Below are 16,807 nucleotides of genomic sequence, written 5' to 3' on the forward strand. Positions count from 1 at the left end.
AAATATGAAATGGAAAATGCCTTCAAACTAACAGTTCCTTTGGTTGTTGATTTAGGAGTTGGAACTAATTGGTTGGAAGCTCATTAGTTAAATTAATGTTTTGGATTTTCATTGAAATACCATAATTTTGCAACCTTTTTAAGTTTAAGATTAATAGCCAGAAGATGGTTAAAATAGGAAACATAGATTTAGGAGAATTCCCACTACTACTCGCACCGATGGAAGATGTGAGCGACCCGCCTTTTCGCAGATTATGCAAAATTCACGGAGCGGATATGCTTTTTAGTGAATTTATTTCTTCAGAAGGATTGATTCGCGATGCCATAAAAAGCAAACAAAAGTTGGATATATTTGATTATGAGCGTCCCGTGGGAATACAAATCTTCGGAGGCGATGAAGAAGCAATGGCACTTTCCGCCAGAATTGTGGAAACGGTAAACCCTGATTTGCTCGATATTAATTTTGGTTGCCCTGTCAAAAAAGTAGTTTCAAAGGGAGCCGGAGCAGGCGTTTTGAAGGATATTGATTTGATGGTTAGGCTTACTAAAGCAGTGGTTAACAGCACAAAACTTCCTGTAACAGTAAAAACACGTTTGGGTTGGGACGAAAATTCCATAAATATTGATGAAGTAGCAGAAAGGTTGCAAGATGTTGGCATTCAAGCGTTGTCTATTCACGCTCGTACACGTTCGCAACTTTACAAAGGTCATTCCGATTGGTCACATATCGCTCGAATCAAAGAAAATCCGCGAATTAAAATTCCGATTTTCGGAAATGGAGATATTGATTCTCCCGAAAAAGCATTGGAATACAGAAATAAATATGGCGTTGACGGAATTATGATTGGAAGGGCTGCAATCGGTTATCCTTGGATTTTTAATGAAATCAAACACTTTTTCAATACGGGAGAAAAATTACCTTCACCAACAATTGCAGATAGGGTGGAAGCCGTGAAAAATCACTTAACTTGGTCAGCCGAATGGAAAGGTGAGCGTCAGGGAGTTTTGGAAATGCGTCGGCATTATGCGAATTACTTTCGTGGAATTCCTAATTTTAAAGAATATCGTCAAAAGTTAGTTACATTGAACGAGTTACAACAAATTTTGGAAGTGCTTGAAGAAATAAAAAGTAAATTTTAGATATAAAAAACTTTGCCAAAATTAATCTTTTGTTGATTTTTTTGGCAAAGTTCAAGATAACTAATTTTGTAAAAATATGACTACATTCTGATTGTGAGCACAGGTTTTGTTGCGTGATTTACCAAATCGCTACTGATACTTCCGTTGAAGAAGTGAGCAATTCCTTTTCTTCCGCTCGGGAACATACAAATCAAGTCAATATTGTTTTCGCCCACATAATTTAAAATTCCTGTTTCAATACGGATATCATTGTAAACGTGCGTTTCAAATTCCTTGACATCTGAATTTTGGCTTTCCAAAAACTCATTCATACGTTCTCTGATTTCGGAAGTTGTTAGGAATTGATAAGGTGTATTGACAAAAACCAAATCAATCTTCGCATCGAAAAGTTCCGCAAATTTCACAGCTTTCTCAAATGGCTTCAAGAATCGTTTTGTGAAATCGCAAGCGAACATAATGTGCTTAATATCAAGTTTTTCTTCAGGATTTTTAATTACAAGAACAGGAACACTCGCTCTGCGGATTACTTTTTCAGCATTTGACCCTATGAAAAGTTCCTTAGTTCCTGAAGCTCCGTTTGAACCCATAAAAACAAGGTCAATTCCATACTTTTCAATAACGTCTTCCACTGCATCCGCTAAAGGAGCTGTTTCTATAAGGTCTTTAATTTCAATTTCATCCCCCATTTCCTTTTTGATGCTATCAAAACGTTGCTTTGACAGATTCAAAAAATACATAGCCTCAGGTACAGAAGATTGGTCTTGTGTAGCTAAACGGAAAGGTAGCTCAAGGGCGTGTAATAGAAATACTTCAGCTTTTTGGCGTTTTGCCAACTCAATTGCAACTTTTAAAGAAGCGATTGATTTTTCTGAAAAATCGGTGGTAACGAGAATCTTTTTCATCATTATTACTTTTAGAGTTAAATAATTAATTTAATTTTACAGCTTATTATTCCTTTTATTTGTGTTAAAATTACACCGGAATAATTAAAAAGCCACTAACTTTTAGTTGAGTTTTTGCATCAGTGATTAGGAGCGATTAACTTTCCGTAAAGGTACAAAATAAAAATCATATTGCAAAATAAATTTGATTTTTTTCTTGATTTATTGAAAAAATTGTATCTTTGCCCCGATAAATGAAGTATTGAGGGGACATAAAGTCCCCTCTTTTTATAGAAAAATGAATTTTAAAGATAAAGTTAAAGATTTGACAATCAGTGTTTTAGATGAAAATCCAACACTGTTTTTGATTGATTTATCTGTATCGAATGATAATGCGGTGCGTGTTGTTATTGATGGAGACCAAGGTGTAGGAATTGACGATTGTATTGCTGTTAGCCGTGCAATCGAACATAATTTGGACAGAGAAGAAGTTGATTTTTCCATTGAAGTAACCTCTTTTGGAGCCACAGAACCTTTTCATTTGGAAAGACAATACCGAAAAAATGTAGGTAGAGACGTTGAGGTTAAAACTCTTGATGGAAAAAAACACGAAGGACTGCTGAAAAGTGTGGGAGAAGGAAATATAATTCTGGAAACAGAAACACGAGAGCCTAAACCTGTAGGAAAGGGCAAAGTAACCGTAAAAAAAGAGCATTCATTTGCTTTAAATGATATAAAAGAAACGAAAGTAATCATTAAATTTTAATAAAAAATTATTATGGATAATCTTGAATTAATAGAGTCTTTTTCAGAGTTTAAAGATGACAAATTAATTAACCGTGAGACTTTAATGGCGATTCTGGAAGAAGTATTTCGTAATACTTTGAAAAAGAAATATGGTTCAGATGATAATTTCGACATAATTATTAATCCTGATAAAGGAGATTTACAGATATTTAGGAACCGTGTGGTTGTTGAAGATGGTGCTGTTGTAAATGAAAATCAGGAAATAGCATTAGCAGAAGCTCGAAAAATTGAGCCTGATTTTGAGGTAGGTGAAGATGTTTCGGAAGAGATAAAAATCGCAAGTTTGGGGCGTAGAGCAATTTTGGCGTTGCGTCAGAACTTGATTTCTAAAATACACGAATACGATAGTACAACTATCTATCGCAGATTCAAAGATTTAATAGGGCAAATATACACTGCTGAGGTTCATCACATTAGGCATCGTGCAATAATATTGTTGGACGATGAGGGAAATGAAATCGTTTTACCGAAAGAAAAGCAAATTCCGTCTGACTTTTTCAAAAAAGGTGAACACGTTCGCGGAATTATTGAATCTGTGGAACTTAAGGGGAATAAACCTTCTATCATAATGTCAAGAACGTCACCGGTGTTTTTGGAGCGTTTGTTTGAGCAGGAAATTCCTGAAGTGATGGATGGGCTAATTACCATAAATAAAGTTGTTCGTATTCCGGGAGATAAAGCAAAGGTTGCCGTTGATTCTTTTGATGACCGCATAGATGCTGTGGGAGCTTGCGTGGGAGTACGTGGGTCACGTATTCACGGAATTGTTCGTGAATTAGGAAACGAAAATATTGACGTAATTAACTATACTTCAAATGCTTCACTATTAATTGCACGTGCGTTGGCTCCTGCCAAAGTAAGTTCGGTTACAATTAATGAAGAAGAAAAACGTGCAGAGGTTTTCCTTCAAACAGAAGAAGTTTCAAAAGCGATTGGAAAATCGGGATACAATATCCGTTTAGCAAGTCAATTAACTGGTTATGAGATAGATGTGTATCGTGAGGGAATCAATGATGAGGATATCGAGCTTAGTGAGTTTGATGATGAAATTGAACCTTGGATTATCGAAGAATTCCAGAAAGCCGGTTTGGATACGGCAAAAAGTATTTTGGAATTAGAAGTTTCTGACTTGATGAAACGAACAGACCTTGAGGAAGAGACAATTCGTGAGGTTATCAAGATTTTAGAGGAAGAGTTTGAGGATTAATGATTATCTTTGCCGAGATTTTCGCTTTCGGTAAGGTTTTAAGCGTTTGTGAGAACAAAAAAATTGAGGTTTACAAGGCTATAAGTTATTTGCTTATAGCGAAATAAAAAATATATGAGCGAGGGAACTACAAGATTAAGTAAGGTTTTAAAGGAGTTTAATATTTCTTTGGATACGGCTGTTGACTATCTTAAGAAAGATAAGGGGATTGAAATTGAATCCAATCCTAACGTAAAGATTTCGGGTGAAGTTGTGAAATTTCTTTCCGACAAGTTTAATGCGGATAAAAATAAACGTGAGGCTTCAAAGGAAATTGTTGAAGATCAGCGTAAAGAGCGTGAAGCTATTCGTATTGAACAAGAAAAAGAAAATGAAAAGAAGCGTAAGCAACAACAAGAACAAGAAGTAATTAGAGCAAAAGGAACCGTTGCAGGAGTGAAAACCGTAGGCAAAATTGACCTTGAACCTAAAAAGGAAGAAAAGCCAATTGAAGCTCCGGTTAAAAAAGAAGAGCCTGTTCAACAACCTGAAAAAGAAGAGGTTGTAACTCCATCCAAAACTGAAATTTCTGAAGAAATTAAGGAAACTAAACCTGAGCCTGTTGAAGAAAAAGCTCCAATTGTGGAAAAAGCTAAAGAACAGCAGAAGAAAAAAGTAGAAATTCCTCAAAAAAATAAACCTCAAATTCAAAAACCTCAAAACCAACAAGATGTTCAGAAAAAGGTAAAAGAACTTCCAAAACAAAAAGTAGAAGAGAAAGAACCGGAAGAGCCTGAAGTTCTTGAAACTCAATATCAAAAACTTACCGGACCAAAATTAGTCGGAGAAAAAATCGACTTAAGTCAGTTTGAAAAGAAGAAAAAGAAAAAGAAAAAAGGAGGGAAGGAAAAGGAGAATAATAAACCTAATACCGAAGCTCCGAAAGAAGACGATAACGCTGAAAAACGTAAACGCAAACGCATCCGAAAAGATGAGCCAAACGTTTCATCAGCTAACAATAATAAAAAGGACGGAAAAAATAAAGACAAAAAAGCTAAAACGTTCACAAGAGTAGAACCTACCGAAGAAGAAGTACAAAAACAAGTTCGTGAAACGTTGGAGAAATTGCAAGGAAAAGCTACCAAATCAAAAGGAGCGAAGTACCGCAAAGAAAAACGTGATTTGCACCGTCAGAAAACAGAAAGTGAGTTAGCACAATTAGAACAAGAGGAAAAAATCCTCAAAGTAACCGAGTTTGTTACTGTAAATGAGCTGGCTACAATGATGGATGTACCAATTAACAGGGTAATTGGTGCGTGTATGTCGTTGGGAATTATGGTTACGATGAACCAGCGTCTGGATGCCGAAACTTTAACAATCGTAGCGGATGAGTTCGGCTATGAAGTAGAATTCGCCACGGCAGATATTGAGGAATCTATTCAAATTGAAGAAGATAAAGAAGAAGACTTGGTTCCGAGAGCACCAATTGTTACCGTTATGGGACACGTTGACCACGGAAAAACCTCGCTATTGGATTACATCCGAAAAGAAAATGTGATTGCAGGTGAAAGCGGGGGAATCACGCAACATATTGGAGCTTACGGAGTTAAGTTGGAAAGTGGAGAAAGAATAACTTTCTTGGATACACCGGGACACGAGGCATTTACTGCAATGCGTGCACGTGGTACAAAGGTTACGGATATTGCTATTATTGTGGTAGCTGCCGATGATGATGTGATGCCGCAAACCAAAGAGGCTATCAGCCACGCACAAGCGGCAGGAGTTCCTATCATATTTGCTATCAATAAGATAGATAAACCAACTGCAAATCCTGAGAAAATTAAAGAGCGTTTAGCCGGAATGAACCTTTTGGTGGAAGATTGGGGAGGAAAAATCCAGTCGCAAGATATTTCGGCAAAACAAGGAATCGGAGTTCAGGAACTTTTAGAAAAAGTCCTTTTAGAAGCTGAGTTGTTGGAGTTGAAAGCCAATCCGAATAAACGTGCGGTGGGAACAGTTGTTGAAGCATCGCTTGATAGAGGACGAGGATACGTTTCAACAGTGTTAGTTGAATCGGGAACATTGAATGTTGGCGATTACGTATTGGCAGGAACGAATTCCGGAAAAATCCGTGCAATGCACGATGAGCGTGGTAAAAAAGTGAAAAGTGCAGGACCTTCTACACCTATATCTATTTTAGGTTTGGACGGAGCTCCACAAGCAGGGGATAAGTTCTATGTGTTTGAAGATGAGCGTGAAGCAAAACAAATTGTAGCCAAACGAGCTCAATTACAACGTGAACAATCTGTGCGTACGCAACGTCACATTACTTTGGACGAAATTGGACGACGTATCGCGTTGGGTGATTTCAAACAGTTGAATATCATCTTGAAAGGGGACGTAGATGGCTCGGTAGAAGCTTTAACGGATTCTTTCCAAAAATTATCAACAGAAGAAATCCAAGTTTCTATAATTCATAAAGGGGTTGGTGCGATTACGGAATCGGATGTGTTGTTGGCATCGGCTTCGGATGCGATTATTATCGGATTTAATGTTCGTCCGATGGCAAATGCCCGAGCTTTGGCTGATAAAGAAGAAATTGATATCCGCACGTATTCAATCATTTATGATGCTATCAATGACTTGAAAGATGCTATGGAAGGGATGCTTTCTCCTGTGTTTAAAGAAGAAGTTACCGGAACGGTTGAAATTCGTGAATTGTTTAAAATTTCAAAAGTTGGAACAATTGCGGGTTGTATGGTTACCGACGGAAAAATATTCCGAAATTCAAAAATACGAATCATCCGCGAAGGCGTCGTAATTTATACAGGTGAGTTAGCATCGCTTAAACGTTTCAAAGATGATGTTAAGGAAGTTTCAAAAGGTTACGATTGCGGATTGCAAATCAAAAACTACAACGATATTAAAGAAGGCGATGTAGTTGAAGCCTTCCAAGAAGTGGCAGTTAAAAAGAAATTGTAAGAATTAATCAGATATAAAAAGAGGAGTAATTTTGATATTGCTCCTCTTCTTTTTTCAATTAAATTGAAAATCAATTTATTGAACAATAATTTGAATCACTTTTTCTTCCCCTTTGGTATTGATAATTCGTAAAATATTATCTCCTTTTGGTGCGTAAACATTCATTTCGTGGAAAAGATTTGTTGAACCTAAATAAGTTTCGTTTAAATACCAAAAAACATTTCCTTCTTCGGAAGATACTGCCTTTGCAATGAAAGGTTGTAGTTCTCCACCAAAGTTTTTAGTTGTGTAAATAACACTTTTATGTTTCGGATAGATAAAGTCAAGCCTTTTTGAGTTGCTTGATTCTAAGCAATCTTCTCGGAAAGGAGGAAGATTTTGATAATTGATATGATTGTTTTTGTAATACCACTCCATAACCGGAGGAAGAACAAACCACGATTTTGAAATCATATTGCTGGGGGATTCGCAAGATGTGTTTACTTGAAATTGCTCGCTTTTGTCAAGATGAACAATTTTATGATACGGACAAACGTTATGGTCATTGGTTGTAATTGCAGTAAGGATAGATTTTTTTGGGCATTCTTCTTTTGCTAAAAAACCTGACATTTCACAAACTGTAAGTTCTTCCAAATCATCATAAGGCTTTGAAAACCAAGAAGTGGAAGGCAAAACGTTGAAAATTTCAAACATTACGGGAGCGGCATAAGAAGCTCCGGTAAGCGTGGGTCTTCCTTCTCCTGTAGCATTTCCTACCCACACGGCAACAACAAATTCCGGAGTGATGCCAATCGCCCAAGCATCTTTATTACCGAAACTTGTTCCTGTTTTCCAAGCAATTTTTCGGGAAGATTCATAATACTTCCACGCAACATCTTCAGTGGGGCGATTTACTTCTTTCATAGCTTCAAACATTTTCCAAATAGCTCCCGCTCTGAAAACGGTAGAGTCAAACGTCAAATCTCCAAAATTGGTCTCATTTCCTGCCAAATTATATTTTAATTCTTGAAATTCATTGGTTCTGTACATTTGTTTTTGGGTAAAAACATTCAATTCTGAAGCTAAATTAGTGTAGGCACGCGTTAAATCCCACAAATTACTTTCTGCCCCTCCCAAAATAATTGACAATCCGTAATGGTCAGGGTGTTTTTTTATATCCGAAAGTTTCAATTTTTGAAGAATATCATAAAATCGGTATATTCCAAATTTTTGTAATAGCCAAACGAAAGGAATATTCAGTGATTTTGCCAAAGCCATATCAGCGGGGACGGCTCCTTCGAAAGTATTGTTAAAATTTTGAGGAGAATATCCTGAAATTTGAGTAGGAATATCAGGAATCAGTTCTTGAGGTAATAAATCTCCTTGATGAAGCATTGCTGCATAAAGTATTGGTTTTAAGATGCTTCCTGTGCTTCTTGGTGCGTGAATAATATCTACATCTTTCTGATGATTTTCATCTGTAGGTGTATTTCCCACATAGGATATTACATTCCGAGTTTTCACATCAACCACAAGTGCAGCCATATTATACACTTCGGATTGCGAATAATGCTTGTAATAATTCTCAACAATCTGATTTACTTTCTCTTGAACGGATAATCTCAAAGTTGAGTGAACACGCTGTCCTTGTTGTTTTTTCGTAACAAAATCCAAAAAGTGTGGTGCTATTTGCGGTAATTTATGCGGTTTTTGCGGTAGAGGCTCCAGTAGAGCAAGCTCATAAGTTTCTTTGTCAAAAACTTTTTTTTCGTATAGTTTTTTCAGAAGCCTATCTCGTTTTTCTTTCAAAATTGTTTGATTTTTTCCTGGGAAAATCAAGCTTGGAGCATTCGGAAGTACTGCCAATGTTGCACTTTGTCCCCACGATAATTGATGAGGAGCAACTCCAAAATATCGCCAAGAAGCCATATCAAGTCCCACAACATTTCCACCGAAAGGAGCGTGAGAAGCATAAAGAGATAAAATTTCATTTTTTGAATGCCGAAATTCCAAACGAGTTGCCAAAATCATTTCGGTAAGTTTTTCAAAATACGTACGTTTTTGATTTTCTCTGGAAAGGCGAATAACCTGCTGAGTGAGTGTGCTTCCTCCGCGAACAACCTTGCCTTTTTTCAGGTTTTCAAGAAGAGCTTTCCCAACAGAAAGAGGGTTTATTCCCCAATGATAATCAAAATATTCATCTTCAAAATGAAGCAAGGAAACTTTGAATCGGTAAGGAATACTGTCCGTTTCCGGAAATCGCCATTGTCCGTCTTCAGCAATTTTCGCTCCTAAAAGATTTCCTTCCGAACTCTCCAAAACAGTGGCATAATTAGCTGGGAACAAGGTTTTAGGAAGCGAAAAATAATACCAAATCAATAAAGATGTAAATATCAAAGATTTGATAGGATGACGTTTGACTTTTCCAATTATTTGGAGGAGAAAACCTTTTATATGGTAGAAAATATTTTTCAATGTAAAAAAGAGTAAATTTTAAAAATAGAATTTTTTCCGAGTTGCTTTCACAAAGGTAGCGAAATAATCTATAAATCATAATTTGTAATTCACAAAATTTCCTATCTTTGTCCCTTACCAAAAATACAGAAAAAGATGTCATTACAAGCAATTTCTCCTATTGATGGTCGTTATGCCGACAAAACGAAAGAATTAGTACCATTTTTCTCAGAAGAAGCATTGATAAAATACCGAATTTTGGTAGAAGTAGAGTATTTTATCGCTCTTTGTGAATTGCCTTTGCCACAATTAAGCAATTTTCCAACAGATATTTTTCCGAAACTTCGCGAATTATACCAAAATTTCGATTCGGATTCAGCTTTGGAAGTTAAGGAAATCGAAAAAACAACCAATCACGATGTAAAAGCAGTTGAATATTTTATAAAAAATGCTTTTGACAGATTAAATGTGTCTGATTACAAGGAATTTATACACTTTGGACTGACATCGCAAGATATTAATAATACAGCAATTCCGCTTTCTATTAAGGAAGCAATGAATGAAGTGTATTATACTGAATTACAAAATATTATAGATAATTTAAAATTATTTTCTTCCCAGTGGAAAGATATTCCTTTGCTGGCACGCACTCACGGACAACCAGCTTCGCCCACTCGTTTAGGGAAGGAAATTGAGGTTTTTGCCGTTCGGATAGAAGAGCAGTTAAAACAGTTGAAAAACATACCTTTTTCAGCAAAATTTGGAGGTGCAACAGGGAATTATAACGCTCATAATGTGGCATATCCGTCCGTAAACTGGAAAGCTTTCGGTACAGATTTTGTTGAAAAAACATTGGGATTGCATCATTCCTTCCCAACCACACAAATTGAACATTATGATAATTTGGCTTCACTTTTTGACGCTCTAAAACGTATCAATACCATATTGATAGATTTCAATCGTGATGTTTGGACGTATATTTCAATGGATTATTTCAAACAGAAGATTAAAGCGGGTGAAGTGGGGTCATCGGCAATGCCACACAAGGTAAATCCTATTGACTTTGAAAATTCGGAAGGGAATTTAGGGATTGCCAATGCTGTTTTTGAACATTTATCCGCAAAATTACCAATTTCCCGACTACAACGTGACTTGACTGATAGCACAGTTTTGCGAAATGTAGGTGTTCCGTTTGGGCATACGTTAATAGGATTGAAGTCCACACTGAAAGGAATGGGGAAATTATTACTCAATGAAGAAAAAATTCGATGGGATTTGGAGCAAAATTGGGCGGTGGTAGCTGAGGCTGTACAAACAATTCTTCGCAGAGAAGGCTATCCCAACCCTTATGAAGCTTTGAAAGGATTAACCAGAACCAACGAAAAGATTAACCAGCAAACCATAGCTTCATTTATTGAAACCTTAGAAGTTTCTGAGGCAATTAAGCAAGAACTTAAGTCTATTACCCCTGAAAATTACACGGGAGTTTTTTAGGCAAGAATTTGAAAAAAGAGGATTAAAAATCTTGTTGTTAGAAAAAATATCCGATAGAATCCCATAAAAATAAGGAGCGATTGGTGTATTTACCGATACTGTGCAAGCTCCAAAATACTACAATAGACCTTTTTGGGGATATCCGAAAGTAAAAAAAATAGAAACGCAAAAGAATTGTTAAAAAAATAACTCTTTTGCATTTTTATTTTATAAATATTTTATTGTTTACGGAAGAAATCATAAAATTTTAATACGATAAAATAATATTTTTGTATTTTTAAAGTGTTAAATATAGTTAATATTTTATTTTTTTAAAATAAGTTACTACATTTGCGGTATTATTAACAATAAAAATTAAACATATGAAAAAAGTTGTTTTTATTGTAGTTTTCCTTTTAGGGATGGTAGGCTTGAATGCATCTACCCCAAGTGAAGCGTGCTTTTATTACGCAATTAAAGTGCTTGAAGGAGAGAATGCTGATGAGCAGATGTCTCACGATGAGTATACAAGAAGATTAAATGAAATTCAGGCTGATTGTTGGCAGAATAATCAAAAGGAAGAAGGTCGAATTAAGGCTGATTAAATCTAAAAACTACAGCTCTATAAAAATAGGGCTGTAGTTTTATTTTAACATTAACAATATGAAACAACTATTATATCTATATCTGTTTATTTTTCCGTTATCCGTATTTGCTCAACGTCATTTGGTGGAGTACGAATTAACGCCACGTCCGATTGTCATTACTGAAAAAAATAAAGATGATGAAAAAGTAAAATATCATAACCAATTAAAATTAAGCGTTCTTTTGGAGTTTGACCATACAGGTTATACGTTCAAAGTAAACGACAAAGAGTTTGAAAATCTGAGTCGTTCAGGTGATTTTAGATATTCCAGAAAGAGAATTGCCTTAATAGCAGGGCAGTATTACCAGTTGTATTATAATGCTAATGATAATGTATTGTGCTTGTATTGGGACAGCTGGAAAGGAGGGAAACAGGATACTTTTGATTGGATATTAACCAATGAAACAGCAGAGATAAATGGTTACAGAGTTTATAAAGCTTATGTAGATGTTCCTTATATAAGTGCGAAAGGTGTGAATCGTATCAACAATGTAGTGGCTTGGTATTGCCCTGACATTCCGTATGGTTATTCGCCTTTGGGCTATCACGGTTTGCCTGGATTAGTATTGAGTTTGGAAAGTTTCGGAAGCAAATATGTAGCTAAAAAAATCGTATTCAATGTCTCCAAGGAAGCTATTATCCCTCCTAAAGAATACAACAAATTAAAAAAACAAGCTCTGAAAAGTAAGTGATTATGGTAAAAAAACGATTGTATTTATTTGTATTATTTCTATTTGTTTCTCTGTTATCCGTATTTGCTCAACGTCATTTGGTGGAGTACGAATTAACGCCACGTCCGATTGTCATTACTGAAAAACTTAAAAATAGTGAAGAGGTAAAATATCATAACCAATTAAAATTAAGCGTTCTTTTGGAGTTTGACCATACAGGTTATACTTTCAAAGTAGATGATAAAGAGTTTGAAAATCTGAGTCGTTCAGGTGATTTTAGATATTCCAGAAAGAGAAGTGCCTTAATAATAGGGCAGTATTACCAGTTGTATTATAATGCTAATGATAATGTATTGTGCTTGTATTGGGATAGCTGGAAAAGCAGAAATCCGGAAGTTTTTGATTGGATATTAACCAACGAAACAGCAGAGATAAATGGTTACAGAGTTTATAAAGCTTATGTAGATGTTCCTTATATAAGTGCGAAAGGTGTGAATCGTATCAACAATGTAGTGGCTTGGTATTGCCCTGACATTCCGTATGGGTACTCGCCTTTAGGCTATCACGGCTTGCCGGGTTTGGTATTGGCTTTGGAAAGTGTCAGAAACAAATATGTAGCTAAAAGAATCGTATTCAATGTCTCCAAGGAAGCTATTATCCCTCCTAAAGAATACAACAAATTAAAAAAACAAGCTCTGAAAAGTAAGTGATTATGGTAAAAAAACGATTGTGCTTATTTGTATTATTTCTATTTGTTTCTCTGTTATCTGTATTTGCCCAACGTCATTTGGTCGAATATGAGTTGACACCACGTCAAATTCCTATTACCGAAAAAAATAAAGATGATGAAAAAATAAAATATCATAACCAATTAAAACTAAGTGTTATTTTGGAGTTTGACCATACAGGTTATATATTCAAAGTAAACGACAAAGAATTTGAGAATGTAAGTAATTTTGAATATTATGGAAAAAGACTTGGATTAATAATTGGAAAATACGATGAACTATACTACAATGCAAATGATAATATATTGTGCTTGTATTGGGATAGTTGGAAAAGCAGAAAGCAGGAGGCTTTTGATTGGATACTAACCAACGAAACGGCAGAGATAAATGGTTACAAGGTTTATAAAGCCTATGTAGATATTCCTTATGTAAATCGAGTTGGTGAGACACGTATTAATAATATAGTGGCTTGGTATTGCCCTGACATTCCTTACGGATACTCGCCTTTAGGCTATCACGGCTTGCCGGGTTTGGTATTGGCTTTGGAAAGTGTCAGAAACAAATATGTAGCAAAAAAAATAGTTTTTAATGCTTCAAAAGAGGCACTTACACCTCCAAAAAACTATGAAAAGTTGAAAGAAGAAGCCTTAAAAAGCAAGTAGTTACAATGAAATATATCTATACATTATTATTTTTTTTACTCGTAAAAAGCGTTTTTTCACAAGAAATGCTTACGGGATATGTTACTGACACACTTAACAATCCGTTAGAAAGAGCTAACGTCATTGCAATGCCTATTAAAGAAGCCGTGTCGCCTACTTTCGCCATTGCTGATAGTAAAGGTTTTTATAAATTATCGTTACAACCTAAAGTATCTTACGAAATCAGAGTTTCGTATATGGGTTTTGTAGCACAAACGATACAGTATTCTTCCGAAGATAACATAACTACTTATAATTTCAAGCTCGTTCCCTCACAGGAAGTTCTTGAAGAGGTGATTATTAACTTTGAAGTTCCCATACAGCAAAAAAAAGACACTACAACCTTTCGGGTTAATGCTTTTGCTTCTGGCAAAGAGCTGAAACTTAAAGAACAACTTGAAAAACTGCCCGGTGTTGAGGTTGATAATAGCGGAAGGGTGTTTTTCAATAATAAAAAAGTTTCTACATTACTCGTTGAAGATAAATCTTTCTTCGGTGGTGGAACCAAATTAGGTGTTGAAAATATCCCCGCTGATGCTGTAGATAAAGTTCAATTTATTGATAATTACACCAATATCGCTATTTTGAAGGACGAACTTAAAACAGGCGATTTGGCTTTGAACGTAAAGTTAAAAGAGGAGAAGAAGCGTTTTTTCTTTGGAGATGTTAATGCAGGTTACGGGAATCAAGATTTTTATTTGGCACACGCAGCACTTTTTTATTACTCTCCTGAATTTAGCAGCTCGTATATTGGCAATGCGAATAACTTTGGCGAGAAAGCATTTTCTTCTGATGATGTTTCTGTTTTTCGAAAAGGTATCAGTTCTTTTGTAAATCGCCGTCCGAATTCATTTGATTTACAGGCACTTTCTAATGAAAATACAAACGTGAGCAAAAACGAATCGTTGCTCAATGCACTGAATATCAACGTCAGTCTTAGTAAAAAAACACAAGTAGCCGGCTATGTCATTGTTTCGGATGTTGTTACCGAGAAAAATATTTTCAATAAGTATCATTATCTTCAAAATGATATTTTTGAGATGCGTCAAAACCACAATAGGCTGAAAAACCAATTAGCCAATTTTAATTTTCAGTTTGATGTTACCCCTGACAAAGACACCAAATTGATTTATAATATATACAGTAATATCTCTGAAAATAAAAGTAATAGAAATATTATTTCTGTTTACGATGATCAAGAAAAACGACTTAATTTCCTTGACAGAACACCACAAACTGAATTCAGGCACTATCTTGAGCATCACAAAGTACATTCTGAGAAACTCAAAAGTACGCTGGTATTTAATCACAGTTATACGGAAAAAACCTCTGACGACCAATGGTTTAGTAACAGGTTGATTCCCAATCCTTTTTTGGATTTGCAAGACGCTCCAAGTTATAATTTTTTTAAATCTGAAAGCTTGTTACAACACACTTTTGATGCAATGTACAAGCAATATTGGAAGTTGCCCAAAGGAAAAGGTTTGTATGTCTCTGTAGGCAATAATTTAAGCAATGATATATTAAAAACGTATGACTTTCAGGTAATTGATGAGCAAAGAAAAGACCATTCTTCAAATGATTTGAATTATTTGCTGAACGATTTGTATATCAACACGGAATATCGTTTTAGTTTATTTGGATTACAGAGTAAACTTTCCCTCGGAGGTCATTTTTACTACCTGAAAATCAGACAGAATAATCATTTGGTACAGAGAAATTATTTTGAGTTAGAACCTGCATTTGATGGTGAGTATGAATCCCGATGGGGAAAATCCGAAATTGATTATCGCTTAACGAACATATTTCCTATGGTAAATCAGCTGACCGAAAACCCCACTTTGCTGAATTTTAATACCATTACTAAGGGAAATTCATTGTTAGAAAATGCAAAACATCACATATTTTCTTTTATGCAAACTAAGCCGTTCAGTAATTATTATATAGGTTTTTTGGCGAACCTTACGCATAAAAATAATGCATTTAGCAATCAACTAACCTTAAACGGAATCAATCAATTGTATAGCCCTGTGCAACTCGCCACTCCCGAAAATAGTATGGGAGTTAGCACTTGGTGGACGGGGACTCGTATTCTTAAAAACCTCGTATCGATAAGTTTTCGTGCCAATATGTTTAATTATTCACGATTGGTAAATGCAGAGGTAAATTCTGTTTCGCATCGTGTGCAAAGTATTTCATTTTCATCTCGGTCATCATTCAGCAGAATACACATATTCAGGCTTGGGTATTCTCACGGGTTTAATCAACTAATAAGTAAGGTTAAAAACCATTATCAAACACAAACTTTTTCATTATCTACTGAAAATCAAATTTTTAAAGATTTTCGTTTTAAGGGTTCCTATCAATGGAGAAATTTAATCCGTAGTGGTAATAAAGAAACATCCAATAATCTAAATTTCTCTTTGGATTACCGCAAAGAACATTCTCCTTGGAGAATAGAGCTACAAGCTCAAAACGTCCTTGATAACAAAAGTATTTATAGCAGTTCGTTATCTAATTTTTTAGTTAGCGAACAAGAAATCAACGTTTTGCCTCGTGTTATTTTGCTTTCTGTGGGCTATAAATTTTAATCGCTTTATCAAGATGAACCTCACTTTTGTGTGATTCCAAGAATTTATACGACTTATTTTCAGAATTTTTGAATCTATTCATAGAAGGTAAATTGTACGTACACGTATATATAAGTAAGTGAAAAAATCCGCTTGAAGGGAGTATTTAGTTTCTTTATTTATAAAAAAGGATTATTTTAATTGTTTTTTTGAATAGATAGCTTACTAATTAAGTACCCAACAAGAAAATAATGTAAAAAGAACAGCTCAAAAAATACCATTTATATATAATATGAGTGGGAAAGTTGGTGATTTGCAGGGATAAATATTGTGAAAGTTTTTTAGCTGAGCGTAGTTTTTTGGATATTTATGTTTTGGAAGTTTAATTCCCTTAGTCAATTTGAGTAATTTTTGAAGTTTTATTTTTTAAAGATGAATTTTTAAAAATTTGATTTTTAGCTATTTAATTTTCTTTTCAAAAATAATTTGCAAAAAACTTGGCAAAAAGTTTGGAGTTTTAGGAAAAAGTATTACTTTTGCACCCGCTTTGAAAGGCTTACGGTGTATAGCTAATAGCAATTAGCCAATAG

The 16,807-nt window shown here is 35.1% G+C and carries 12 protein-coding genes; 10 read left to right on the forward strand and 2 right to left on the reverse strand.

The features are described from left to right. Nucleotides 1–164 precede the first annotated feature (164 nt). Nucleotides 165–1,139, forward strand: coding sequence for a tRNA dihydrouridine synthase DusB (gene dusB, locus CGC58_RS08470; RefSeq protein ID WP_095896329.1), 975 nt, complete (start codon nt 165–167; stop codon nt 1,137–1,139). Nucleotides 1,140–1,219: 80 nt separating this feature from the next. Here the strand turns inward: dusB and CGC58_RS08475 are convergent, their stop codons facing one another. Beyond that, nucleotides 1,220–2,041, reverse strand: a complete 822-nt coding sequence (locus tag CGC58_RS08475) for a universal stress protein (RefSeq protein WP_095896330.1) — start codon at nt 2,039–2,041, stop codon at nt 1,220–1,222. Between the two features lie 277 nt (nt 2,042–2,318). Here CGC58_RS08475 and rimP point away from each other — a divergent pair, with 277 nt between their 5' ends. The 3 genes from rimP (at nt 2,319) to infB (ending at nt 6,995) form a co-directional block, all read left to right on the forward strand. Continuing rightward, on the forward strand, nt 2,319–2,786 hold the full coding sequence (rimP, locus tag CGC58_RS08480) for a ribosome assembly cofactor RimP (protein WP_095896331.1): 468 nt from the start codon (nt 2,319–2,321) through the stop codon (nt 2,784–2,786). A 12-nt stretch (nt 2,787–2,798) separates the two neighbouring features. Then, nucleotides 2,799–4,034 (forward strand): transcription termination factor NusA, encoded by a 1,236-nt coding sequence (gene nusA, locus CGC58_RS08485; protein ID WP_095896332.1) that lies wholly within the window; start codon nt 2,799–2,801, stop codon nt 4,032–4,034. Between the two features lie 114 nt (nt 4,035–4,148). Next, nucleotides 4,149–6,995 (forward strand): translation initiation factor IF-2, encoded by a 2,847-nt coding sequence (infB, locus tag CGC58_RS08490; protein ID WP_095896333.1) that lies wholly within the window; start codon nt 4,149–4,151, stop codon nt 6,993–6,995. Between the two features lie 75 nt (nt 6,996–7,070). Here infB and pbpC read toward each other — a convergent pair whose 3' ends face one another. Continuing rightward, complete coding sequence (gene pbpC, locus CGC58_RS08495; RefSeq protein WP_373310242.1) at nt 7,071–9,449, reverse strand: penicillin-binding protein 1C; 2,379 nt, start codon at nt 9,447–9,449, stop codon at nt 7,071–7,073. 135 nt (nt 9,450–9,584) lie between these two features. Here pbpC and purB point away from each other — a divergent pair, with 135 nt between their 5' ends. From purB to CGC58_RS08525, 6 genes are all read left to right on the forward strand, one after another. After that, on the forward strand, nt 9,585–10,922 hold the full coding sequence (gene purB / locus CGC58_RS08500) for an adenylosuccinate lyase (RefSeq protein WP_095896334.1): 1,338 nt from the start codon (nt 9,585–9,587) through the stop codon (nt 10,920–10,922). 362 nt (nt 10,923–11,284) lie between these two features. Then, nucleotides 11,285–11,506, forward strand: a complete 222-nt coding sequence (locus tag CGC58_RS08505) for a hypothetical protein (RefSeq protein ID WP_095896335.1) — start codon at nt 11,285–11,287, stop codon at nt 11,504–11,506. Between the two features lie 58 nt (nt 11,507–11,564). Continuing rightward, nucleotides 11,565–12,239: a GLPGLI family protein gene (locus CGC58_RS08510; RefSeq protein ID WP_095896336.1), complete on the forward strand. Its 675-nt coding sequence runs from the start codon at nt 11,565–11,567 to the stop codon at nt 12,237–12,239. Nucleotides 12,240–12,241: 2 nt separating this feature from the next. Continuing rightward, nucleotides 12,242–12,928, forward strand: coding sequence for a GLPGLI family protein (locus CGC58_RS08515; RefSeq protein ID WP_095896337.1), 687 nt, complete (start codon nt 12,242–12,244; stop codon nt 12,926–12,928). Between the two features lie 2 nt (nt 12,929–12,930). Further along, the gene (locus tag CGC58_RS08520) at nt 12,931–13,608 is read left to right on the forward strand and encodes a GLPGLI family protein (RefSeq protein ID WP_095896338.1); all 678 of its coding nucleotides are present in this window, start codon (nt 12,931–12,933) and stop codon (nt 13,606–13,608) included. A 5-nt stretch (nt 13,609–13,613) separates the two neighbouring features. Then, a complete protein-coding gene (locus CGC58_RS08525) occupies nt 13,614–16,238 on the forward strand; it encodes a carboxypeptidase-like regulatory domain-containing protein (RefSeq protein WP_095896339.1) in 2,625 nt (874 codons plus the stop codon). The last annotated feature ends 569 nt before the right edge of the window (nt 16,239–16,807 follow it).

Origin of the sequence: Capnocytophaga stomatis, from assembly GCF_002302635.1 — a bacterium.
GTDB classification, from domain to species: domain Bacteria; phylum Bacteroidota; class Bacteroidia; order Flavobacteriales; family Flavobacteriaceae; genus Capnocytophaga; species Capnocytophaga stomatis.

Coding starts and splice junctions, on each gene's coding strand:
- dusB (WP_095896329.1), top strand. CDS start 165: ATGGTTAAAATAGGAAACATAGATTTAGGAGAATTCCCACTACTACTC.
- CGC58_RS08475 (WP_095896330.1), bottom strand. CDS start 2,041: ATGAAAAAGATTCTCGTTACCACCGATTTTTCAGAAAAATCAATCGCT.
- rimP (WP_095896331.1), top strand. CDS start 2,319: ATGAATTTTAAAGATAAAGTTAAAGATTTGACAATCAGTGTTTTAGAT.
- nusA (WP_095896332.1), top strand. CDS start 2,799: ATGGATAATCTTGAATTAATAGAGTCTTTTTCAGAGTTTAAAGATGAC.
- infB (WP_095896333.1), top strand. CDS start 4,149: ATGAGCGAGGGAACTACAAGATTAAGTAAGGTTTTAAAGGAGTTTAAT.
- purB (WP_095896334.1), top strand. CDS start 9,585: ATGTCATTACAAGCAATTTCTCCTATTGATGGTCGTTATGCCGACAAA.
- CGC58_RS08505 (WP_095896335.1), top strand. CDS start 11,285: ATGAAAAAAGTTGTTTTTATTGTAGTTTTCCTTTTAGGGATGGTAGGC.
- CGC58_RS08510 (WP_095896336.1), top strand. CDS start 11,565: ATGAAACAACTATTATATCTATATCTGTTTATTTTTCCGTTATCCGTA.
- CGC58_RS08515 (WP_095896337.1), top strand. CDS start 12,242: ATGGTAAAAAAACGATTGTATTTATTTGTATTATTTCTATTTGTTTCT.
- CGC58_RS08520 (WP_095896338.1), top strand. CDS start 12,931: ATGGTAAAAAAACGATTGTGCTTATTTGTATTATTTCTATTTGTTTCT.
- CGC58_RS08525 (WP_095896339.1), top strand. CDS start 13,614: ATGAAATATATCTATACATTATTATTTTTTTTACTCGTAAAAAGCGTT.